The sequence below is a fragment of the Parafrankia sp. BMG5.11 genome (genome assembly GCF_004337455.1).
In genome coordinates, this window is the sequence record NZ_SJXI01000036.1 from 184,157 (window position 1) to 207,059 (window position 22,903).

The window sequence follows — 22,903 nt, forward strand, 5'->3', positions numbered from 1 at the left end:
GCCGTGAATGCTGAGGCCGCGGGAGCGGGTCTGCCGGCGGGCGGCGGCTTCTCGCCCGCACTGCCCGCACTGTCCAGGGCGGACGGTGACGCGGACTCCCGGACGATCGCCGCGGCCCGCCAGGCCAGCATGCGCCTGGCGCACCTGGCCCGCCGGATGGCCGCGCCGCGCACCCCGCAGGTGCCCCCCGAGCTGCGCGATCTCGTCGAGGCGCACCGGGACTTCCATCCCAGGGCCGACATCAGCGCGGTGATCCGCGCCTACTCGGTGGCGGACGGCCTGCACGCCGGCCAGACCCGGCGCAGCGGCGACCCGTACATCAGCCATCCGCTGGCCGTCGCCGAGGTGCTCGCCGAGCTCGGTGTCGACACGACGACCCTGATCGCCGCGCTGCTGCACGACACGGTCGAGGACACCGGCTACACCCTCGAGTCGGTCGCCGCAGAGTTCGGCGGGGAGGTCGCCAACCTCGTCGACGGTGTCACCAAGCTCGACAAGATGCGTTTCGGTGAGGCCGCCGAGGCCGAGACGCTGCGCAAGCTGATCGTCGCGCTCGCCCGCGACTACCGCGTCCTGGTCATCAAGATCGCCGACCGGCTGCACAACATGCGGACCCTCGGCTTCATGTCACCGGCCAAGCAGCAGAAGATCTCCCGGGTCACGCTCGAGGTCCTCGCTCCGTTGGCGCACCGCCTCGGGGTGAGCGTGATCAAACGGGAGCTCGAGGACCGCGCGTTCGCGGTGCTCGACCCCGAGGAGCACCGCCGGATCTCCACCGTCGTCGACGACTTCACCACCGCCGAGCGGGCGAGCGGTGTGCTCGCCGCGATGGTCACGCGGATGCGCGCCGGCCTCGCCGAGGCCCGGGTGGACGGCGCGGTGTCCATCCGGACCAGCCACATCTTCTCGATCTACAAGCGCGGCCAGGAACGCGGCCGCCAACCGCGCGACTACAACGACATCGTCCGGGTGCTCGTGCTCGTCGACGACATCACGGACTGCTACGCCTCGCTGGGTGTCATCCACGGGATCTGGCGACCGGTGCCCGGGCGGCTGCGCGACTTCGTGGCGACCCCCAAGTTCAACATGTACCAGAGCCTGCACACCAGCGTGATGGACGAGACCGGGCGCACGATCGACATCCAGATCCGGACCCCGTCCATGCACCGCCTGGCCGAGACCGGGATCGTCGCGAAGCCCGTCGGCCCCGGCGCGGACGGCGCCCGCCTCGAAGGGCTCTCCTGGCTGCACAGCCTGCTCGACTGGCAGGTCGACACCGTCGACCCGGGGGAGTTCCTGGAGTCGCTGTCGTCCGACCTGAACTCCGACGAGGTGCTCACCTTCACCCCCAAGGGCAAGATGATCGCCCTGCCGGCGCGCTCGTCGCCGGTCGACGTGGCCTACGCGGTCCACACCGACGTCGGCCACCGGGCCATCGGAGCCCGGGTGAACGGCCGGCTCGTGCCGCTGCACACCCGGCTGCGCAACGGCGACGTCGTCGAGATCCTCACCTCGAACCTGCCCGGCGCCGGCCCGAGCGAGGACTGGCTCGAGTTCGTGCGGACGTCCCGCGCCCGGGTCCGGATCCGCAAGCGGCTGGCCCGGCAGCGACGCGACGCGCAGGCCCGGGCCACCCAGGCGGCCGCGGACCGGTCGCTGGTGGTGACCGAGCGTGCGGCCTCCGACGCCCGCGCCGCGGGCGCGCCGTGGACAGCCCGGGGAGCGGGCGCGGGGGGCGGCGGGCGGGTCACCCGGCTGCGCCCGTCCGCGCAGCCCGCCCGGGTGGCGGACACGGTCGACCCGAATGGTCCCCGGGGCGGCGCCGACGGGGCCGCGGGCTCGTCGCGCGCCCATTCCGGTGGTTCGACAATGCGCGCCGGTTCTCCACGTACCGGCGGCGCGGCTTCCCTGGGCGGTTCGATTATCTCGGGCGAACCCGCCGGATTGAACGGTTCCGCCGGGCTGAACGGCGCGGCCGCATTGAATGGCACGGCCGGTCCGCAGGAATCCGTGAGATCGGGTGACAGCGCCACTTCGGGCGACAGTGCCTCTTTGGGCGCCGCCGCCGGCCCGGGAGGGTCTGGTGGTCAGGGCCGAGATGCCCGTTCCGGTGGCTCCAGGGGCTCAGGGGAGGACAGCGCGCTGTCCCGGGGCGCGCGGCGTACGCGGCGTTCCACCGCGGCACAGCGTGGTGATCGCCCGGGTGGCCCGGACGGGCCCGGCACGGGGAGTTCCCAGGGCTGGGAATCCGCCTCGTCCGCGGGGGGTGACGGTTCCGCGCGCCGGGGAACACAGAACTGGGCGGGCTTCGCCGAGATCGACGGCGCGGATGTGCCGGTGCGGCTCGCGCGATGTTGTCTTCCGCTCCCGGGCGACACGGTCGTCGGCTTCACCACGCACAGCAGCTCGGTCTCTCTTCACCGGCAGGAATGCGCGAACGTCGCCGCTTCGGCGTCCTCGCGCGAGCAGGTGACCGTCAAGGGGTGGACCGCTCCGGAGAGTCAGACCTTCCCCGCAGAAATCGCCGTGGAGGCGTTCGACCGCTACGGATTGCTGGCGGATATCACCGAGGTCCTCTCGGACACCTCCGCCTCGGTGCGGGCGGCGTCCACGTCGACATCCGAGGACAGGGTGGCGCGCGCTCGCTTCACCATCGAGGTCACCGGCCCGGACCAGCTCGACCGCGTGCTGGCGGCCGTGCGCGGGGTAGGCGGCGTGTACGACTGTTACCGGGCATGTCAAACAACGGTATGACGCCGCGTGGCCACCCGGGAGATTTATGCTCTCCGTGTCGCTATGACCCCGGAAGTCGCGTTTCCCCGCATTCCGGGCAGCGGTGGAGATCGCGTCGAATGTGCCTGTCGCCGCCGTCGCGGAAAATCGACGGTGGCGCGGGAGATACGATGTAGAGTATCCCGTGTAGCCATCGGTGATGGGTGGGAGTACGCGTGGGATACCTTCAGGTCATCACGAGCATCGACTCACCGGACGCCGCGGATCGTATCGGCAGGGCTCTCGTCGAGCGGCGCCTCGCCGCCTGTTTCCAGGTGGTCGGGCCGATTCGGAGCACTTATCGCTGGAACGGCGAGATCGAACAGTCCGAGGAATGGCTGTGTCTCGCCAAAACAACTACCGACCGGGTGACCGAGCTGATCACGGAGCTCTCCGCCGCGCATCCCTACGAGACGCCGGAGATCATTGCGACTCCGATCGTGCATGGGCATACGGACTATCTCGACTGGATCTCGGCGGAGACCGAACCGACGGTCCACAACTGAGACATCCCGGCGCTGAGACATCCCGACATCCCGACATCCGGGCCGCCCGGTTGCCGGGATGTGCCCGGCAGCCGGCCTCCGGTGGGCGCCGGCCGCGGGGGCGCTCAGGTGAGCGCGCGGAGCTGCTCGTCGAGGTCGCGGACGGCCTGCGTCTGCTGCCAGGGCCGCAGATGCTCCCGGACGCGGCGGACCCTGGTCAGCCCGAGGGAGAAGTCGGTCGCCGCGACGATGGCGAGCGACTCGGTCGCGTACTGGGTGGCGGCCTCGATCTCCCGGCGCTGGATGTGGACCTCGGCGATGTCACCGAGCAGCAGGGACCGCTTCTTGGTGCCGCTGTGCGGGGTGGTGGCGCGCAGTGCCTCGGTCGCCGCCGCGTGGGCCGCGGCCGGGCGCCGCAGCCGGGTGTAGGTCGTGACCTTGATGCCGTCCAGACGGCCGCGGTCGAAGAACTGTGTCCAGACCCGGTCGCCGTCGTCGGCGCGGTCGAACGCGTCCTGGGCGCGGTCGAGGGCGGCCAGCGCGGCCCGCCCCTCACCGCGGGCCGCCTGCTCCTCGGCCTCCCGCCCGGCCAGCCAGGCCTTCGTCATGACGGTGCTGCCCGTCGCGGCGCGGCGCTGCGCCTCGGCCAGCAGTGCGCAGGCCTGGTCGTGACGGCCGATGCCCGCGCTGTGATAGCTCTCGTAGCCCAGCACGCAGGCCCACAGCGCGCTGTCGTCGGCCTCCCGCGCAGCCTCGATGGCGACCCGGTAGTAGGCCAGGGCCGAGGGGACGTCGTTCATGTCGAAGGCGAGCCAACCGGCCAGGGCGGCGGTCTCGCCGGCCGTGGAGGCGAGGTCCCGGCGGACCGGCGAGCGGCCGCTGGACTCCAGGAGCTGCGTGAGCGTCCCCAGATGCCCGGTGACCCGGGGGAACAGGGCCCGGGCCGGAACCCGCTCCTCGAGGCCGTACAGGCCCGCGGTGCAGCGGCTCAGCTCGTCCGCGAGCTCGGGGGTGACCGTGGTGCGTCGGCGCAGCGCGGCGGACAGCCGCTCCCAGGGCGCGTCGTCGCCACCCATGCCCAGCGGGACGACCGCGACACCGCCGGCCGCCGCGAACAGCCGCAGAAACCCGCGCCGCTCCACCGGGAGAGCGTTGTGCAGGCCGGCGTCGGCCTCGGCGGCCTGCAGGAGCAGCGTGCCGGCCGGCACGATCTCCCGGGAGGCCTTGTCCGCGCCGGACGCGTGCGCCGGAAGCCCCGTGTTGGGGTCGTCGTCCACGAAGCCGAGCTCCGCCGACGACCGCTCGAACAGGGCCCGCAGGAGCCGCTGGTAACGAAGGCTGGGCTTTTTATCGCCCTTCTCCCATTTGCAGATCATATTTCCCGTCACGCCGGCCTCGCGGCCCTCGTGTATGACGGAAAAACGCCGGATCTCACTGGCCAGTCGTTCCTGCGACCAACCGCGTTCCTCCCGGCAGGTACGCAACCGCACGTTCGGAGTGCGGGTGATCCCGGCCGATGCCGGCCTGTGGTCGTTCGCCTGCGCAGTCCTCGGCGTGGCGCGACCAGCCGACGGTCCTGTCGAGCGCTGCATCGGGACCTCCGAGTCAAGCGGTTGACTTCAGGAGCTTAACCCTGAGTTAGCAAAGACGGTGATACCCCCTGTGTGGTCCTTCGGTGACAAGAAAGCGACAAATCATGGCACCGGTTGAGCTGCCCACAGGGAGTGGCCGGGTGGCGCCGCGGTGCGCGGCGTCGTCGTCCGGCCGGCGCACCACCATAGAGTCTGATGTCGTGAGAGTCGGACCCCTGCCTCAGAGCTCCAGCGGGCAAGGCCCCAGCGGGCGAGGCCCCCGCGCGCGCGGCGAGGCCCGGCCCCTGCGGGCATGGCAACGCGCAGCCCTGGAGACCTACCGGTCGCGCAGCGCGTCCGGCGGCCGCGACTTCCTGGCCGTCGCGACCCCGGGCGCCGGCAAGACGACGTTCGCGCTGGAGATCGCCGCCGACCTGTTGGCCGCGGGCGAGGTGCGTTCGGTGACCGTGGTCGCCCCGACCGAGCACCTCAAGCGGCAGTGGGCCAACGCCGCCTCCGCGGTCGGGATCGACCTGGACCCGACCTTCCGCAACTCGGCCGGCGCCACCGCGTCGGACTACACCGGGGTCGCGGTCACCTACGCCCAGGTCGCCGCGCACCCCGCCCTGCACCGCATGCGCACGGCCGCGCGCCGCACGCTGGTGATCCTCGACGAGATCCACCACGCGGGCGACGCCCTGTCCTGGGGCGAGGCGGTCCGGGAGGCGTTCGAGCCGGCCGCCCGCCGGCTCGCGCTCACCGGAACCCCGTTCCGGTCCGACGTCAACCCGATCCCGTTCGTGACCTACCTGCCCGACGCCGAGGGCGTGACGCGCAGCGTCGCGGACTCCTCCTACGGCTACGCCGAGGCGCTGCGTGACGGTGTGGTCCGTCCCGTGCTCTTCCTCGCCTACTCGGGTGAGATGTCCTGGCGCACCAGCGCCGGCGCGGAGCTCAGCGCCCGGCTCGGCGAGCCGCTGAACAGCGAGCAGACCGCGGCAGCGTGGCGCACGGCCCTCGACCCCCGCGGAGACTGGATGCCCGCGGTCCTGGCCGCCGCCGACACCCGGCTCTCCCAGGTGCGCCGGGGCGGGATGCCGGATGCCGGAGGCCTGGTCATCGCGACCGACCACACCAACGCCCGCGCCTACGCCGGCCTGCTGCGGCGGATCACCGGCGTGTCTCCCGTGATCGTCCTCTCCGACGACCCGACCGCCAGCACGAAGATCGCCACGTTCCGTGAGTCGACGGACCGGTGGATGGTCGCCGTCCGCATGGTCAGTGAGGGCGTGGACGTCCCCCGCCTGGCGGTCGGCGTGTACGCCACCTCGGCCTCGACGCCGCTGTACTTCGCCCAGGCCGTCGGCCGGTTCGTCCGTGGCCGCGGACGCTCGGAGACGGCGTCGGTGTTCCTGCCCAGCGTCCCGTCGCTGCTGGCACTCGCCGGCGAGATGGAGGTCCAGCGCGACCACGCGCTCGACAAACCGCAGCGTGAGCCGGACGCGTTCGACGACGACGCGCTGCGCGAGGCCAACCGCCGCCGCGACACCCCCGAAAAGCCCGACACCCTGTTCACCGCGCTCGGCTCCTCCGCCCAGCTCGACCGGGTGATCTTCGACGGCGGCGAGTTCGGCACGCCGGCCGCCTCCGGCTCCCTCGAGGAGGAGGACTTCCTGGGTCTGCCGGGCCTGCTCGAGCCCGACCAGGTCGCGACCCTGCTGCGCCAGCGCCAGGCGGCGCAGCAGGCCGCCGCGGCGAAGGCGCGGCCCGCGGCCGGCGAACCCGTGGTGCCGGCCGCGCGGCAGGGGGAGGCGGGCACCGACCCGGCCGACCGGCCCGTCCACGAGCAGATCGGCGACCTGCGGCGCGAGCTGAACAAGCTTGTCGCCGCGCACTACCATCGCACCGGAAAGCCGCACGGGATGATCCACGCCGAGCTGCGCCGCTCCTGCGGCGGCCCGCCGAGCGCCCAGGCCAGCACGGCCCAGCTTCAGGCCCGGATCGACACGATGCGCCGCTGGGCCGGCTGAGCCGCCCCGCCGACCCCGGTCAGACCCAGCCCGGCGACCCTCCGTCGGCCTCGTCCAGCGCGCCGGTCCTCGTCCGTCCAGGTTGTTCCGCCGCCCCGTCCCGGGCGGTCAGTCCGGGGCGGGGCGGCGGGGCGATGGGGCGGATCGAGGTCAGGGCCCCTGGGTGATCTCGATCGACTTGATCTGCGGCTTGCTGGCCGGCGCGCCGTCCGACCCGCCGCCCTCGACACCCGGGGACGTCAGCTTGTCCAGGACGTCGAGGCCCTCGGTGATGTGGCCGAAGACGGTGTAGCCGCCGGCGAGCGCCGCGGCGCCCTGCTGGCTCGGGTCGGCGTAGTTGATGAAGAACTGGCTGCCGTTGCTGTCCGGCTGGCTGCTGTGCGCCATGGCCAGGACACCCCGGTTGTAGTTCACGCCCTCGGTGTTCTCGTTGGCGTAGCCGAAGCCCGGGCCGCCCATCCCACTGCCGGTCGGATCCCCGCACTGCAGCACGTTGATGCCGGCGTCGGCGCCACCCGTCTGCCGGTGGCAGGCGGTGTCGTTGTAGAAGCCCGCCTCGGCGAGCGTGCGCAGCGCGTTCACCGTGCAGGGAGCCTTGTCCGCGTCGAGCGCGGCCGTCATCGTGCCCTGGTCGGTGGTGATGACCATGGTGGCGGGGGCCTTGTTCACCGTGGCGGCGGCCGTCGGGAGCCCCACCGGGCGGGACGGCGACTCGCCGCTCGAGGTGTAGACGCAGTCACCGACCTTGCTCGTCTGCCCGGCCGGCACCGCCGGTGCCGCCGACGCCGACGGGTTGGCCGCGGGATCGGTCGCGCTGAGATTGTCGTTGTCCCCGCCGCCGCTGAGCAGGACCGCGGCGATCACCGAGCCGACGATGGCCACCACGGCCACCGCCGCGACGATCGTCAGGCGGCGTTGCCGTCGCTGGTACGCCTGGCGGCGGCGCTGCGCCTGGCGCGCCGCCCGCGCGGCGGCTATCTCGCGCTGCCGCCGTTCCTTCGTGCTCGACACCCTCGCCGGCCTCCCGCTCCTCGTCAGCGTGACTACCGGATGGTCATCAGGTCGTCACCAGGTCATCCGTCCATCAGGTGATCGGCCCCGGCCGGCAATCCTCGTCAGCGTGCCGGCACCGGTCCGCCACGAGTGTGCGCATCCGGACCTGTGCGCGACCTGTGAGCCGCGCGTAGTCCGTCCGGGGCGTCGGTGCGACACGGAACCCGAGGGCGTGACCGGGCGCACCGCCGTCACACAGGGTACGCGGGGGGAATGCCGTGGAAACCGGTGTGCCGAGCCGGGCGCCGGCGGGCCCTTACGGCAGGGGGTCCGGGGAGGCGACTGATAGCGTCTGCGCACAGGGAACCGATACGAAGGCTGACACGAATTCATGCTCGACAAGCGCTTCATCCGGGAAAATCCCGACGCCGTGAAGGAGGCTGTCCGCCTCAAGGGCGTCGACCTCGACGTCGACGAACTGCTCCAGCTCGACCAGGAGAACCGCAAGCTGCAGTTCGAGGTCGACGAGGCCCAGGCCCGGCGCAAGTCCTTCGCCAAGCAGTTCGCCAAGGCTGACGAGGCGCGCCGCGCCGAGCTGCGTGCCGAGCACGCCGAGTTCGACCGGCAGCTCCGTGACCTGCGCGAGCAGCTCACCCGGACGAGCACGCGGATGTCCGAGCTGATGCTGCTCACCCCGGGCATCCCCTGGGAGGGCGCCCCGGTCGGCCCGGACGAGTCCGCGAACGTGGTGGTCCGCACCGTGGGCACCCGCCCGGAGTTCGACTTCACCCCGATCGACCACACCGAGCTCGCCGAGAAGCGCGGCTGGGCCGAGTTCGCCCGGGCCCGCAGGGTCGCCGGTGAGCGGGCGTACGCCCTGGTCGGCGACATGGTCATGCTCGAGCGGGCGGTCCACTCCTACGCCCTCGACCTGCTGCGCGAGCGGGACTTCACCCCGGTGTCGGTCCCCGCGCTGGTCAAGGAGGGCCCGCTCGTCGGCACGGGCATGCTCCCGAAGGCCCGCGAGGAGATCTACGAGATCCCCGCCGACGACGCGTTCCTCGCCGGGACGGCGGAGGTGGCCCTGGTCGGCCTGCACGCCGGGGAGATCCTCGACGCCAGGCGCCTGCCGATCCGCTACGCCGGCATCTCGCCGTGCTTCCGGCGCGAGATCGGCAGCGCCAGCCGGGACGTCCGCGGGCTACTGCGGGTACACCAGTTCGAGAAGGTCGAGCAGTTCGTCCTGTGCGTGAACGACCCGGCGGAGTCAGCCCGCTGGCACGCGGAGCTGCTGGCTACGGCCGAGCACATCCTGGCCGACCTGGGCCTGCACTACGAGGTCGTCGAGTGCTCGACCGGGGACATGGGCCTGGGCAAGTTCCGGATGAACGACATCAACACGTGGTTCCCCACCCTCGACCTGTTCCGGGAGACCCACAGCTGCTCGACGCTGCACGACTGGCAGGCCCGCCGGGCGAACCTGCGCTACCGCGACGCGGACGGCAACGTACGTTTCGCGCACACCCTCAACAACACCGCGGTGGCCACGCCCCGCCTGCTGGCCGCGATCCTGGAGAACTTCCAGACCGCCGACCACCAGGTCAGGGTGCCCGAGGTGCTGCGCCCCTACCTCGGCGGCCGCGACCTGCTCTGAGCCGCGACCCGCTCTGAGCCGTGATGTGGGGGCTGGTGGGGCGGCTTAGCTCGTCGAGGGATGGCGGCGGGAGCGGGTGGCGCGGATCAGGGCCGGCGTGGCGACGGTGAGGCGGCGGCCCAGGCCGACGGATACCCGTCGGTCGAGGATCTGGTAGTCGGCGCGTTCGATCTCGTCCAGGATGTCGCCGTAGAGGTGGAACGCGGTCCAGAGGCAGTCGCGGGACGTCGGGTGCAGCAGCCGGATGCCCGGTCGGGCCGAGCGGAACAGCTCCCGCGCACGGGCGATCTCGTGGGTCAGCAGCCGGCGCACGGGGCCGTCGACCACCCCGGTGGCGAGGCGCTCCCTGGTGACTCCGAACAGGTCCAGGGACGTCTGCGGAAGGTAGACGCGGCCGCGGCGCAGGTCCTCCCCGACGTCGCGGAGGAAGTTCGCGAGTTGGAAGGCGGCGCCGAGGTCGCGGGCGTACGCCTCCGCCGAGGCGTCGACGGGCTCGAGGATGGGCAGCATCTGCAGGCCGATCACCACCGCCGAGCCGTGGACGTAGACCATGAGGTCGTCCCAGGTGGCGTAGCCGGTGACGGTCAGGTCCATCGCCATCGAGGTCAGGAAGGCCTCGAAGTACGCGACCGGCAGGTCGAAACGCCGAATCGTGTGCAGGACGGCTGGCAGCACCCCGGCATCCCCGGCACCGACGGAGCCTGCCCCGCTCCCGTCGACCCCGACCCCGACCCCGACCCCGACCGAGCCGGTGGCGAGTGCGGTGAGGAAGCGGTTGCCCCACTGTCGCAGCCACTGTGCCTTCGCCTCGTCGGTCAGCGTCGAGTCGAGGTCGTCCACGATCTCGTCGGCGTACCGCGCGAAGCCGTACAGGGCGTGGACGTGCGGGCGCTTCCACCGTGGCAGCAGGAGGGTGGCCAGGTAGTAGGTGCGCCCGTGGACGGCGTTCAGCTCGCGGGCGGCGCGGTAGGAGCTCCGCAGGCGCGGATCGGTGATGCCGGCCGCGTCCAGCTCGCTGCGCAGGCCGCTCACAACAGCCAGCGTAGCCGGCGGATCAGCACAACCGGCAGATCAGGGCACCCGGCGGATCAGCGTTGCCGGCGGATCAGGGCAGCCGGGAGGACAGCGCGAGTGAGAGCGCGGCGGCGGCCAGCCCGAGCCCGAGGGAGAGGCCGACGAACCAGGTCGTGATCTCCCGGTACTCCGTGCGGTAACCGATGGAGCTGCCCAGGCCCCGGTAGACGGACTGCAGCTCGTCACCGGAGGTCGCCCGGTGGTACGAGCCGCCTGTCTGGTCGGCCAGCTCACGCAGGGCTTCCTCGTTGACCGGTACGGGGATCTGCTGGCCGCCGACGTCGAGGGTGCCGTCCGAGGTGCCGTAGGCGATGGTGTCGACGGGGATCTCGGCGTCGCGCGCGGCCGTCGCCGCCTGCGCGTTCGGGCGCCCTCGTGTGGTCTCACCGTCCGAGAGCAGGACGATCGCGGCGGGCGGTGGTGGCTGCCCCTCGTCGGAGAGCCGCTGCCCGGCGGTGGCGATCGCCTGCAGGGAGGCGTAGATGCCCTCACCGACGGCGGTCGCCGGGCCGAGCTGCAGCCCGCGGATTCCCGAGCGCACCGACTCCCGGTCGGTCGAGGCGGGGACGAGGACGGCCGCCGAGCCCGCGAACGACACCAGCCCGAGGTTGATCCGCGGCGGGAGCTGGTCGACGAAGGCCTGGGCGCCCTGCTTGGCCGCCTCGAGCCGGGTCGGTGTGATGTCGGTGGCGGCCATCGAGTTCGACACGTCGATGGCCAGGATGATCGTCGCTCGTTCGCGTGGCACCCGTTCGGCCCGGGCGGGGCGGGCCATCGAGATGACCAGGCCGGCCAGGGCGAGCAGCAGCAGTGCCGCCGGGACGTGGCGGCGCCACCACTGCGGGCGGCGCGGCAGGACGCTGGAGAGCAGGGCGGTCGACGACAGCCGCGCGGCGTAGACCCGGCGGCGCAGCGACACCACGACGTAAGCCGCCGTCAGCGCGCCGACGGCGAGGAAGAGCCACAACCAGTGACCGGCCAGGAAGCTCACGGCGCCGCCGCCCGCCTGCCCCGACGGCCGCCTGCCCCGGCCACAGCTGCTGTCCCGGGTCGACCCCGGCCGGTGGCCGGCGGGAGCGATCGCGGGTGGCCCGGTAGCCGGGTCGAGTCCACGGGTGGGCGTCGTGCCGCGCCGCGGCTCGTCCGGCTCGCCGAGACGAAGCGGACGATGTCGATCAGCCAGTCGGAGTCGGTGCGCAGCACCAGGTGCCCGGCGCCCGCCCGGCGCAGCGCGAGGGCGACCTGGGAGCGGTGCTCGGCCGCGGCCAGGCGGTAGCGCTCACGCAGTCGCCGTGAGGACGTCGGAACCTCCACCAGCTCGCCGGTCTCCGCGTCCACGACCGGAAGCAGGCCCACGGCGGGCAGCGTCAGCTCGGCCGGGTCGAGGACCTCGACCGCGAGGAGCTGGTGGCGCGCCGCGAGGACGCGCATCGGCCGTTCCCAGTCGAGGTCGGTGGAGAGGAAGTCGCTGACGACCACCGCGAGGCCACGGCGCCGGCGCGGGCGGTCCAGGGCGGCGATCGCGGCGGCGAGATCGGTGGCGGCCGCCGGGTCGGGCCGGCGCAGCGGCCGGTCGTGCGCCCCCTCGGGGACCGTCAGCAGGGTCCGCAGCAGCGTTCGCAGGCCCTGGCGGCCGGGCCGGGCGGGGATGACCCGTGGCCCGGCCGGGGTGAGGGCCACGGCTCCCATCCGGTTGCCCGTGCGGGCGGTGAGGAAGCCGATCGCCGCCACCGCGGCGATCGCCAGATCACGCTTGCGGACCGAGGTGGTGCCGAACTCCTGGCTGGCCGTCAGGTCGACCAGCGCCCACGTCTCCAGCTCCCGGTCGGCGATCAGGTCGTGCACGTGCGGGACGGTCGTCCGCGCGGTGACCGCCCAGTCCATCCGGCGGACGTCGTCGCCGACGTTGTACTCCCGGCTCTCGGCCTTCTCGGTGCCCTGGCCGGGCAGCAGGCCGAGATGATCGCCGAGCAGCATGCCGTCCAGCCGGCGGGTCACGGTGAGCTCGAGGCCGCGCAGCGTCCGCTCGACCGACGGCGACGTCGCCGCGGGCTGGGGCGCGGCCGGATCCGCGCGGGGAGCGGTCACCGGGACGACCCGCCATCGAAGTACTCGGGGAAGCCGGTGCGTGGGTCGGTGCGCCAGCGCCCGGAGTGCGTGACCGGTGGGGGGATGCGCCCGTTGCGCCCGTGGTCGGCGCCGGCCTGCTGGCGGGGCGCGACCTGGGGGTGCGGCAGCGCGTCGAGGACGCGGCCGGCGATCTCCTCGGCGGTGAGCCCCTCGGCCAGCGCCTCGTAGGAGAGGACCAGGCGGTGCGGCAGGACGTCGAGCGCGACCGCGGACACGTCGTCGGGGACCACGTAATCCCGGCCGCGCAGCAGGGCGAGCGCCCGGGCCGCGGCGATGAGGCCGAGCGAGGCCCGGGGGGACGCGCCGTACGCGAGGTGCCCGGCCAGTTCGGGGAGGTCGACGTCGGCGGGGGAGCGGGTCGCGAGCACCAGGCGGACGGCGTACTCGGTGATCGCGTGGTGGACGAACACGTCGTCCGCGCGGTTCTGCAGCCTGATGAGGGACTCCGGCTCGAGGACGCCCTCGGCGGTGGGTGGCCGCACGCCCATCCGCCGGACGATCTCCAGCTCCTCGGCCGCGGTCGGGTACGGAACGTTGACCTTCATCAGGAAGCGGTCGCGCTGCGCCTCGGGTAGCGGGTAGACGCCCTCCGACTCGATCGGGTTCTGCGTCGCCAGCACAAGGAAGGGCCGCGGCAGCGGGTGAGTGATCCCGCCGAGGGATACCTGCCGTTCCGACATCACCTCGAGCAGCGCCGACTGCACCTTCGCGGGCGCGCGGTTGATCTCGTCCGCGAGAACGAAGTTCGCGAAGACCGGGCCGAGTTCGATGTCGAATGTCTCCCGGCTGCTGCGGAAGATCCTCGTTCCGATGATGTCCGAGGGGACGAGGTCGCTGGTGAACTGGATCCGCACGAAGGAGCCGCCGACGACCGTCGCCAGCGTCTGCACGGCCAGCGTCTTGGCGACGCCGGGCACGCCCTCCAACAGGCAGTGCCCCCGGGCCAGCAGCGCGACGAGCATGCGCTCGACCATGTGATCCTGGCCGACGATGACCTTCTTGACCTCGAACAACGCCCGCTCGAGCAGGGCCGCGTCGTCGGCCGCCTCGATCGCGGAGGGCTCGGCCGGACGGCTGGCCGCCGAACCCGAGCCGGCGGGCGCCCGGACCTCCGCGCCGGGTGCCGCCACGCCGGGATCGGTCGTCCACTCGTTCATGGCGCCATCCTCCCAGACGCTGTGCGGAATCGAGTGCCAACGGACTCGGGACAGTGTGGCCGGAAGCCTCTTCTAAGGTGCCCTTCAGGAAGTTCTCACCTAATACCGCGCCGAAACTCCGGGGACACGAAACCCGGGTGACGCCCCGAACGCCCAATGACACATTACGGCGTCAGGGAATAGCCCTCAGTGTCCGCGTGCGGTAGCCACGATCACGGCCGAGAACCCGCTCGGCGGCCAGCCGGCCCGATATCAGCACCATCGGAACTCCCACCCCCGGCCGGGTCCCGCTGCCGGTGAACACCACGTTGGCCAGTCCCGGCGCCAGGTTGGACGGCCGGAACGGGCCGGTCTGGCGGAAGGTGTGCGCCGCCGCGAACGGCGCGCCGGCGGCCATCCCGCGGGCCCGCCAGTCCGCCGGGGTGGTCACCTGCTCGACGTCGATCGACGTTCCGAACCCGGGGTAGCCGGCACGCTCCAGTGTGGCGACGACCTCGTCGCGGTACCGCGGGCCGAGGACCGACCAGTCCAGCGGCGCGGTCAGGTTCGGGGTGGGGAACAGGACGTAGTAGCTGTGCCCGCCCGCCGGCGCGGCCGCCGGCTCGGTGACCGACGGCGTGCTCACCAGGAACGACGGGTCGCTCATCAGCTCCCCGCGCCGGATGATCTCGTCGAAGGTGCGCCGCCACGCGCCCCCGAAGTGGATCGTGTGGTGCGTCCCGGACGGGTGGGCACCCTGGGCGCCGGCGAGCAGCAGGAAGCAGGACGGCGAGTACCGCAGGCGGTCCAGCCGCGCCGGGGCGGCGGAGGCGGGCAGCAGGTCGCGGTAGGCCACCGGGAGGTCCGGGTTGAGGATCACGACGTCCGCCGCCACCCGCTCGCCGGCGGTGGTGTGCACGGCGACCGCCCGCCCGCCGCGGACCTCCACCCGGTTCACCTCGGTGCCGTAGCGGAAGGTGGCCCCGTGCCGGGCCGCGGCCCCGGCCATGGCCGCGGCGACCGCGTGCGGGCCGCCGTCGGCGTGGAAGACGCCGGCCACCGAGTCCATGTAGGCGATCACGGCGTACAGCCCGAGCGCCTCGTGCGGGTCGAGCCCGGCGTACATCGCCTGGAAGGAGAACAGCCGCCGGGTCCGCGGGTCGCGAAGGTACCGTCCGACCACGGTGTCCAGGCGGCGGAACCCGCCGAGCGCCGCCACCCGGGCCAGCGAGGGCCGCATCAGGGCCAGCGGCGAGTCGACCTGGGCGTCGATGAAGTCGCGCATCTGCGCCTGGAACATGCGGGTCGCGAACCGGGTGAAGTCACGGAACCCGGCTGCCTCGGCCGGCCCGCACAGCTCCCGCACCCCCTGCTCGGTGTGCTCCGGGTCGGCGCGGACGTCCAGCACGGACCCGTCCGCGAAGCGGGCCCGGTACATCGGGTCGAGGCGGCGCAGCGGCAGCCACCGGCCGAGGTCCTCGCCCACGCAGTCGAGCGCGTCCGCCACCAGGTCCGGCATGGTGAGCACGGTCGGCCCGGTGTCGAACCGGTAGCCGCCCAGCCGTAGCGACCCCGCGCGCCCACCGGGGGTGTCGTCACGTTCCAGGACGGTGACCCGCCGGCCCGCGCCGGTCAGCCGGAGCGCGGCCGAAAGTCCGCCCAGCCCGGCTCCGACGATGACGACGTGGTCCGTCGGCCCGGTCACTGTTCGCATCGGAGGTCCTCTCTGCACCCGCCCGGCCGTCCACCGCTCGGGTGGGTACGGTCTCACCGGGCCCGAGCGGGCCTCCGCTCCGCCCGCCGCAGGTGGCCCCGCCGCCGCGGCCCCGTCGGTGGGGCCACCTCGGTGGGACGGCCCGGCGCCCACCCGGTGACCGCCGCGCGGCGGGAGCCCTGGACCGCCGCCCGGGGCGGGCCAGGGGCGGCCGTGCGCCGAACATCTCACCGCGGACGGGACCTCGGGCCGGCGCCCGGTGCCGGCGGTAGCGGGTAGCGTTCGACCGTCCTGATCGGCGACCCTGTGGGGTCGCCGCGTCCAGAGGTCGTCCAGAGGTCGTGCGGAGGTGTCGTGTCTGATCTCGTCGTCGTCGCGCTCGGCGTCGCGCTGCTGGTGGTGACCGGCAGCGCTCTCATCCTGCTCCGGATGCCGCCGGAACGGCTCGAGCGCACGGTCGACGAGGTGACGTCCGTGGAGGTCCGGCTCGCCGCCGGCCGGGTCGAGATCGGCGAGTACGACCGGTCGGACGTCGCCGTCGAGATCCTCGCGCGCCGCCGACCCGGGCGGGCGAGGCCGACCATGACCCGCTCGGGCGGTGTGCTGCGGATCGACGGGCGGACGAGCGAGGCGCTGGCCCGGCTGAAGCTGCCGCGCGGGACGAAGGCCCGGGCCGAGGTCCGGATGGGGGAGATCACCCTCTGGGGCTCCGCCGGTGACCTGGTGCTGGTCACCGAGGGCGGCGGCATCACCGGGCGGGAGCTCTCCGGTGCGCGGGTCAGTGCCCGTAGCCGGACCGGCGACGTCAACCTGCACTTCGACGGCCCGCCGGACGACCTGTCCGCGGTCAGCGAGGACGGCATGGTGACCCTCGTGTTGCCCGAGGATGAGTACGGGGTCGAGGCGGAGGCCGGGAACCCGCAGTCCGCGGTCGTCGACCTGCCGAGCGTGCCGGGGGCCGCGCGCCGGGTGCTGGCGCGCAGCGTGGCCGGCAGGATCAGGATCAGGCCCGCGTCACCGCGCGGCCCGGTGCGGATCTAGCGCCGACCCGGCGCCGCGGTGGCCGTCACGGGCTCGGCAGGCCCTGTCCGGGGTATGGGCTGCGGCCGGATTACTCTCTTCTGCATGACAGGGTCCCTCTCATGACGGCGGCTGGGAGCACGACGCGGATGTCGACCCCGACGGTGGCCGAGTGCCTGGCCTCCGGACGTACCTCTTTCTCCTTCGAGTTCTTCCCACCGAGGACGGCCGAGGGCGAGCGGCATCTGTGGACCGCGCTGCGTGAGATCGAGGCCCTGCACCCGACCTTCGTGTCGGTGACCTACGGAGCCGGCGGTTCCACGCGGGACGGGACCATCCGGGTCACCGAGCGCATCGCCACCGAGACCACGCTGACGCCCATCGGGCACCTGACCGCGGTGAACCACTCGGTGGGCGAGCTGCGTCAGGTCATCGGCGGCTACGCCGGCGCGGGCGTGCGCAACGTGCTGGCGCTGCGGGGCGATCCGCCGGGCGACCCGCAGGCGGAATGGGTGCGTCATCCCGACGGCCTGGGGCACGCCGACGAGCTCGTGCGGCTCGTCCGTTCCCTCGGGGATTTCTGCGTCGGCGTCGCCGCCTTCCCGGACAAACACCCGCGGTCGCCGGATCTGGAGACCGACGCGCGGTTCCTGGTGCGAAAGCTGGACGCGGGCGCCGACTTCGCCATCACCCAGTTCTTCTTCGGTGCCGACGACTATTTCCGGCTGGTCGAACGCGTACGGCGGCTCGGCTGTGACGCACCGATCATTCCGGGTGTGATGCCGGTTACCAATTTGGCCCAGATCGAGCGCATGGCGCAGCTTTCCGGCGCGGATTTCCCGGCGGATCTCGCGGCCCGTCTGCATGAGGTCGCGGACGATCCCGCCGCGGTCCGGGCGATAGGTGTCGAGGTCGCCACGGAGCTCTCCGAGCGGCTGCTCGCCGGCGGCGCGCCGGGGCTGCACTTCATCACGCTGAACCGTTCCAGCGCGACGCGTGAGATCTACCAGTCCCTGGGCCGCTGACGATCCGCCTGTGGCCTGTGGCCTGTGGCCGCGCGGTGCGGCGCCGCGCTCCCCGTCCGGCCGGGCGCGCGGCGGCGGGCGGCGTGGCTTCAGTCCTGTTCCTCGTAGGCGTCGAAGACGCAGAGTAGCCATTCGTCGCGGAAAGTTTGTTCCCGCACCAGCGCGAATCCCGCGTGGTTCGCCGCGTCGATGACGGCGGTGACCAGACCGAGATCGAGAGCGTTGAAGACCGGGGTGATGCGCACGGCCAGTATCACCTGGTCACGGTGCGCGCTGAAAACGTGATCGGGGTCCAGGTCCTCGATGGACTCGACGACACCGGTCGGCTGGTCGGATACCACGACGGAACTCTACGGCGCGGGCACGATGGACGGTGTGCGCACCCCGATACCCGATCGAGACACCTACCTGGTCGAATGGGCCGCGCTACACGGCGGGTACGACCCCCGAAGCGGCGCGCGCATGATCCGGATCTGGCTCGATCTGGTGTATCGCCTGGCCAGGCCGCTGGCCGCGGCCGGCGTCAGTCCGGGCGCGGTGACGGCGGCGACGGTCGCCGCCACCACGCCGGTGATTCCCGCCGCATGGGCGGGAGGCCGTTGGGTGCTGGTCTGCCCACTCGTCGTCGTGGCCGGCGGCCTGCTGGACAATCTCGACGGCGCGGTCGCCGTGCTGCGCGCCCGGGTGACGAGCTGGGGCTACGTGCTCGACTCGGCCGCCGACCGGGTCTGCGACGCCTGCCACCTGCTCGCGCTCTGGCTGGTCGGGGCACCGGTCGCGCTGGTCGTGTCGGCGGGCGGCGCGATGATGATGCTCGAGTACGTGCGGGCCCGCGCGGCCGGTGCCGGGCACGGTGAGATCGGCACCGTGACGGTGGGGGAGCGGCCGACCAGGATCATTCTCGCGGCGGTGGGTCTCGCGCTGGCCGGGGCCGTCCCAGCACATGCGGCCGCGGTGGCCACGGTCGCCGCGGCGGCCACGCTGGTGGTGTGCGTCGTCGGGCTCGTCCAGTACCTCGTCTCGGTGCGGTCGGCGCTGTCGGCGGGCGGCGGGGTCAGGCCGGGCCGATGAGATCGGCGACGATCTTCGCGGAGAGCGTGACCAGCGGCAGCCCGCCGCCCGGATGGGCCGAGCCGCCGACCAGGAACAACCCGGGCACCGGCGAGCGGTTGCGCGGGCGTAGGAACGCCGACCGCGGCCCGTTGGAGGACACGCCGTAGATCGAGCCGCCCACGGCGCCGGTCGCGCGTGCGAGGTCGGCCGGCGAGATCGTCCGGTACCAGCGCACCCGGGCGCGGACGTCGAGCCCACGTGAGGCCAGCACCTCGAGGATGCGGCGGGCGTAGGCGTCGGCGAGCCCGGGCCGGTCCCAGTCCACACCGGGACCCCGCGGTCCGGCAGTGGCGGCAGCGGTGGCGGCGTGCGGGCTGGCGTTCACCAGGACGAACCACGCCTCGTCGCCCGGCGGTGCGGTTGCCGGGTCGTCCGGCGCGGCGATGTAGACGGTCGGATCCCAGGCCAGCCGGCCGCCGAAGACCGCGTTGAACTCGTCTTCGTAGTCGGCGGGGAACAGCACGGTGTGGTGGGCCAGGCCCGGCGTCCGCCCGCGCAGTGCCAGCAGCAGGACGAAACCGGACAGCGACGGCGCCAGCCGCCGGATCCGCCGCCGGCTGGCCGGATGGTCGACGAGCGGGCGCGGGCCGGCCCGCCCGGGCGCCGCGGGCGGTGCGCCGTCGTAGAGCCGGGCCGCGTCGACGTCGGACACGACCAGGTCGGCACCCAGCAGCGTTCCGTCGGCCAGGCGGACGCCGTCCACCCGCCCCCCCGGCGTGCGGGTGATCCGTGCGACCGGCGCGCCGGTGCGGATCACCGCGCCGCGCTCGGCCGCCCGCTCGGCGATCGCCTGCCCGAGCAGCCGCAGCCCGCCCGGGACGTACCAGCCGCCGAACCGTCGCTCCACGTGCGGGACCGTGACCAGCGCGGCCGGCGCCCGGCGCGGATCCGAGCCGGTGTAGGTCGCGTACCGGTCCAGCATCATGCGCAGCCGCGGATCGGTGAGGTGACGGCGCCCGATACCGCGCAGGGTGGTGCCGGGTGCGACGGTGGCCAGCCTCAGCGGGCGGCGCGCGGCGGTCCGCGCCAGCGCCGCGGCCGAGACCGGGCTGCGCAGGAAGGGCTGTTCGGACACCGCCCAGACCCGGCGGGCGCGCTCGTCGAGGCGCCGCCACTGGGCCCCGGCCCCGGCGCCCAGCCTCGCGTCCAGCTCCGCGTGGAACGCGGCGTCGTCGGCGTGCGCGGTCACCGCCGCCCCGTCGGCGAACCGGTAGGCGGCGATCGGGTCGAGGCGGCGCAGCGTGAGCCGCTCGCCGAGCGGCCCGCCGGTGGCGGCGAACAGCTCCTCGAACACCTCGGGCATCGTCAGCAGGGACGGGCCGGTGTCGAACCCGTAGCCGTCGCGTTCGTACCAGCCGAGCTTGCCGCCGATCCGCTCCGCCGCCTCGCAGACGGTGACCCGGTGCCCGGCGGCGGCGAGCCGAGCGGCGGCCGCGAGCCCGCCGACGCCCGCCCCGACCACGACGACCGTCGCCACGGCTCCGAGCCTATGCGCGGTCGTCCGCTCCCGGTCGGTGGCCCGTTCAGCGCGCGGCCTTTCCAACGGATGGTGCCGTGCCGGTGCCGCCACCAGGACAGCGCCGTCAGGTAGCCGAGCAGGCAGACGGAGACCGGATGGGCCGCCGCGTCCGGCCAGGCACGGCCGCCGGTGCGCCGGGCCGCGATCAGCCGGCTCACCGTGCCGGCCAGCAGGCCGACGAGCCCCGCGCGTGACCCGCGCGCCGCGGCGACCGCCGGGCCGACGAAGAGCCATCCGAGCACGGCCAGCTGACCCACGCTGGCCGCCGGGGTGCCGCCCGCGGCCCACAGCGACTTGGCGTAGCCGTCCCGCAGTGGCTGCCAGCCGTCGTACATCCAGGTGACCGCCAGCTCGGTGCCGTCGGCGACCACACCGCGCCCGCCGGAGCGCTTGACCGCGCGCAGCAGCTCGATGTCGTCCAGCACGGCGCCGCCGACCGCGCCGTGCCCGCCGGCCCGGCGGTAGGCCGCCGCGTCCACGCAGAGGAACTGGCCGTTGGCCGCGGCCAACGACGGGCGGGCGGAGCGCTCGGCGGCGCGCAGCGGGAGCAGCGCCAGCCACGACCATTGCAACAGCGGCTGCACGAGCCGTTCGGCCGCCCCGGCGGCGACCTGCCGCGGGTAGGGCGAGACGAGGTCCAGGCCCGATCCGCGCAGCAGGCCCACGGCCCGGGCGAGGCCGTCCGGGGCGAGGGTGACGTCGGCGTCGACGAAGACCAGCACGGTGCCGGTGGCCTGGCGCGTCGCCCGGGCGCAGGCGTGGGGCTTGCCCAGCCAGCCGTCCGGCGGCTCCGGTCCGGTCAGCACCCGCAGGCGCCGGTCCCGCTCGGCGAGCCGGCGCAGGATCACGCCCGTGCCGTCCGTCGAGCCGTCGTCGTAGACGATCACCTCGAGGTCGGCGACGTCGCGGGAGCCGAGCAGAGCAGTCAGGCAGGTGTGCACCCGCGCCGCCTCGTCCCGCACGGGCAGGATCACGCTGACCCGCTCCCGCACCGGGACGGCCGGCGCCGGGACGCGCAGCAGCGCCGCGTTCACCGCCGTGTGCGCCGCGACGGCGACGGCTCCGGCCGCCCCGGAACGCACCAGCGCCGTTGCCAGTCTGCCTCCGTTCACAGCTCAGAGCGTGCCAGGTCCCGTTCGCGGGCGGTGCCGGCCCACCCGCGGGCCGCGTCGCGGCGGCCGAGCAGCACGGTGAGGCCGAGCAGCGAACCCATCGCGGCACCGCCGGCGAGCGCCACCCCGGGACGGCCGAAGAAGGCGAGGTTGGCCAGCACCGACGAGGCGCAGGTCCAGCCCAGCAGGGCCATCGGCACCCGGTCGGCGGAGGGCGCGGCGGTGGCGGTCCGGGCGGTGGCGGGCAGGGCGGCCAGCGCGCCGGTGAGCAGCGTGCCGACGAGCAGCCATCCGGCCGCGTTGCTGAGTGGGATGCCGTTGAGCGCGGGACCGCCGGAGGACCACGCCCAGTAGCCCTCGGCGACCATCTGCGGGTCGAGGAACAGATCCCAGGCGGTGAGCGTGGCGCCGCCGACCAGCGCCGTCACTGCCCAGCGCGCGGCCGGTGCCCGCACCAGCGAGCGGGCGCAGCGGCGGCCGAGCACCAGCGCCGGCAGGCCCATCATCGCCCAGGCCAGCGGCACGACGACCGGGACGCGGGCCACATCGGGGCCGAGTGCGGAGCCGTACGCGTAGTGGCCGAACGGCCAGCCGGTACGCAGGCCGACCGACTCGGCCAGCAGGCCGGTGCCGGCGGCCAGCGCCGTCGCGGCCGCGGCCCACGCGGGCCCGTGGACGGCGGCCGCATGGCTCACCGCCGCCGCGAGGAAGGCCAGGACCGACAGCACCGTCACGGCCGCCCGCCTGTCCCCGGAGGTCAGCGGATAGGTGATCTGGAGCGCGACGGCCACCGCGGTGGCGAGCCAGGGCAGCACGGCCGCGGCCCGCCCCGCAGGGGCGGCTGGAGGTGGGTCGGCCCGCCCCGCAGGGGCGGCTGGAGGTGGGTCGGCCCGCCCCGCAGGGGCGGCCGGAGGTGGATCGGAACCGGCTGGTCCCGACCGGCTCACGGCACCCGGGCGGGCTGGCCTGCCGGAGCGGAGCGCGGCGGGTCGTCGGCGTCCCGCCCGGGCAACTCCTTGCCGAGCACGGCGTACTCGGTACCGCTTCCGGGGAACTGGAAGTGTGACAGCAGGGGCACGAATCCCTCGCTGGCGTACAGCCGGCGCGCGCGGCTGCCGGGCAGCTCGAGCGCGGAGAGCGCCGCCGTGCGGTGCGGGACGTCCCGCAGCAGCTCCCGCAGCAGGTCACGGCCGATGCCGCGGCCCTGGTAACCGGGCAGCACGTGCAGCTCGACGACCTCGAGGCAGTCGGCGAGCCAGTGCGCCGCGGTCCCCTCCGGCAGCGCGCCGGCGACGACGTCGTGCCACCACTGGCCGTTCTTGCCGGGCAGGCCGTAGGTCATGCCGACCAGCTCGTCGCCCGGGGTCACCGCGGCGACGGCGCGCAGGTCACGGCGGTCGAAGTGACGGCGCGCGTGCGTCGCCCTGTCCCGGGCGGCGCGCACCGGGTCGTCCTCGTGGTGGTCGAGGAACGCGGCCTTGTACACGGCGATGACGTCGTCGAGCCGGGCCCGCATCCGGGCCGGTGACCACCGCACGATTCGGACGTCGGTCAA

Annotated in this window: 18 protein-coding genes and 1 pseudogene; 7 read left to right on the top strand and 12 right to left on the bottom strand. The window is 73.7% G+C overall.

Translation table 11 applies throughout. The annotated features are described in order from the left end of the window. Window positions 1–3 precede the first annotated feature (3 nt). Together E0504_RS24650 and cutA are read left to right on the top strand one after the other, a co-directional pair. Entirely contained in the window at window positions 4–2,754 is a 2,751-nt protein-coding gene (locus E0504_RS24650; RefSeq protein WP_131625935.1) for a RelA/SpoT family protein, read from the top strand. A gap of 194 nt (window positions 2,755–2,948) precedes the next feature. Continuing rightward, complete coding sequence (gene cutA, locus E0504_RS24655; RefSeq protein WP_020462610.1) at window positions 2,949–3,278, top strand: divalent-cation tolerance protein CutA; 330 nt, start codon at window positions 2,949–2,951, stop codon at window positions 3,276–3,278. Between the two features lie 104 nt (window positions 3,279–3,382). Here cutA and E0504_RS24660 read toward each other — a convergent pair whose 3' ends face one another. Next, window positions 3,383–4,849 (bottom strand): helix-turn-helix transcriptional regulator, encoded by a 1,467-nt coding sequence (locus E0504_RS24660; protein ID WP_071061728.1) that lies wholly within the window; start codon window positions 4,847–4,849, stop codon window positions 3,383–3,385. A 200-nt stretch (window positions 4,850–5,049) separates the two neighbouring features. Between E0504_RS24660 and E0504_RS24665 the strand changes: the two genes are divergently transcribed. Next, a complete protein-coding gene (locus E0504_RS24665) occupies window positions 5,050–6,858 on the top strand; it encodes a DEAD/DEAH box helicase (protein WP_235015021.1) in 1,809 nt (602 codons plus the stop codon). 150 nt (window positions 6,859–7,008) lie between these two features. Here the strand turns inward: E0504_RS24665 and E0504_RS24670 are convergent, their stop codons facing one another. Then, entirely contained in the window at window positions 7,009–7,869 is an 861-nt protein-coding gene (locus E0504_RS24670; protein WP_071061730.1) for a peptidylprolyl isomerase, read from the bottom strand. A gap of 373 nt (window positions 7,870–8,242) precedes the next feature. Here E0504_RS24670 and serS point away from each other — a divergent pair, with 373 nt between their 5' ends. Continuing rightward, a complete protein-coding gene (gene serS / locus E0504_RS24675; protein ID WP_020462606.1) occupies window positions 8,243–9,505 on the top strand; it encodes a serine--tRNA ligase in 1,263 nt (420 codons plus the stop codon). A 45-nt stretch (window positions 9,506–9,550) separates the two neighbouring features. Here the strand turns inward: serS and E0504_RS24680 are convergent, their stop codons facing one another. The 5 genes from E0504_RS24680 to crtI form a co-directional block, all read right to left on the bottom strand. Then, the gene (locus E0504_RS24680; protein WP_131625936.1) at window positions 9,551–10,537 is read right to left on the bottom strand and encodes a phytoene/squalene synthase family protein; all 987 of its coding nucleotides are present in this window, start codon (window positions 10,535–10,537) and stop codon (window positions 9,551–9,553) included. A 73-nt stretch (window positions 10,538–10,610) separates the two neighbouring features. Then, complete coding sequence (locus E0504_RS24685) at window positions 10,611–11,570, bottom strand: VWA domain-containing protein (protein ID WP_112109198.1); 960 nt, start codon at window positions 11,568–11,570, stop codon at window positions 10,611–10,613. Continuing rightward, window positions 11,567–12,667, bottom strand: a complete 1,101-nt coding sequence (locus tag E0504_RS24690; RefSeq protein WP_071061740.1) for a DUF58 domain-containing protein — start codon at window positions 12,665–12,667, stop codon at window positions 11,567–11,569. Before E0504_RS24690 ends, E0504_RS24685 begins: the two co-directional genes overlap by 4 nt. Then, the gene (locus E0504_RS24695; protein WP_112109199.1) at window positions 12,664–13,866 is read right to left on the bottom strand and encodes a MoxR family ATPase; all 1,203 of its coding nucleotides are present in this window, start codon (window positions 13,864–13,866) and stop codon (window positions 12,664–12,666) included. Before E0504_RS24695 ends, E0504_RS24690 begins: the two co-directional genes overlap by 4 nt. Before the next feature lie 172 nt (window positions 13,867–14,038). Continuing rightward, the gene (gene crtI / locus E0504_RS24700; RefSeq protein ID WP_112109200.1) at window positions 14,039–15,559 is read right to left on the bottom strand and encodes a phytoene desaturase family protein; all 1,521 of its coding nucleotides are present in this window, start codon (window positions 15,557–15,559) and stop codon (window positions 14,039–14,041) included. A 354-nt stretch (window positions 15,560–15,913) separates the two neighbouring features. Between crtI and E0504_RS24705 the strand changes: the two genes are divergently transcribed. Next, window positions 15,914–16,600, top strand: a complete 687-nt coding sequence (locus tag E0504_RS24705; protein ID WP_083390869.1) for a hypothetical protein — start codon at window positions 15,914–15,916, stop codon at window positions 16,598–16,600. Between the two features lie 128 nt (window positions 16,601–16,728). Next, the gene (gene metF, locus E0504_RS24710) at window positions 16,729–17,604 is read left to right on the top strand and encodes a methylenetetrahydrofolate reductase [NAD(P)H] (protein ID WP_235015023.1); all 876 of its coding nucleotides are present in this window, start codon (window positions 16,729–16,731) and stop codon (window positions 17,602–17,604) included. Window positions 17,605–17,693: 89 nt separating this feature from the next. Here the strand turns inward: metF and E0504_RS24715 are convergent, their stop codons facing one another. Beyond that, window positions 17,694–17,945, bottom strand: a complete 252-nt coding sequence (locus E0504_RS24715) for a hypothetical protein (RefSeq protein WP_041254788.1) — start codon at window positions 17,943–17,945, stop codon at window positions 17,694–17,696. On the opposite strand from E0504_RS24715, the gene E0504_RS24720 reads away from it, so the two are divergent. Then, the gene (locus tag E0504_RS24720) at window positions 17,908–18,675 is read left to right on the top strand and encodes a CDP-alcohol phosphatidyltransferase family protein (RefSeq protein WP_112109202.1); all 768 of its coding nucleotides are present in this window, start codon (window positions 17,908–17,910) and stop codon (window positions 18,673–18,675) included. The two genes, E0504_RS24715 and E0504_RS24720, sit on opposite strands and share 38 nt — an antisense overlap. On the opposite strand, the gene E0504_RS24725 is transcribed toward E0504_RS24720, so the two are convergent. The 4 genes and pseudogenes from E0504_RS24725 to E0504_RS24740 all read right to left on the bottom strand — a co-directional run bounded on the left by E0504_RS24725 (window position 18,659) and on the right by E0504_RS24740 (window position 22,903). Further along, window positions 18,659–20,194, bottom strand: coding sequence for an NAD(P)/FAD-dependent oxidoreductase (locus E0504_RS24725; protein ID WP_131625937.1), 1,536 nt, complete (start codon window positions 20,192–20,194; stop codon window positions 18,659–18,661). The genes E0504_RS24720 and E0504_RS24725 overlap by 17 nt on opposite strands. Window positions 20,195–20,655: 461 nt before the next feature. Next, window positions 20,656–21,348, bottom strand: a pseudogene (locus tag E0504_RS52235) (glycosyltransferase family 2 protein); the annotation flags it as partial. Continuing rightward, a complete protein-coding gene (locus E0504_RS24735; protein WP_131625938.1) occupies window positions 21,345–22,163 on the bottom strand; it encodes a carotenoid biosynthesis protein in 819 nt (272 codons plus the stop codon). The gene E0504_RS24735 and the pseudogene E0504_RS52235, both read right to left, overlap by 4 nt. 128 nt (window positions 22,164–22,291) lie before the next feature. Next, entirely contained in the window at window positions 22,292–22,903 is a 612-nt protein-coding gene (locus tag E0504_RS24740; RefSeq protein ID WP_112109205.1) for a GNAT family N-acetyltransferase, read from the bottom strand.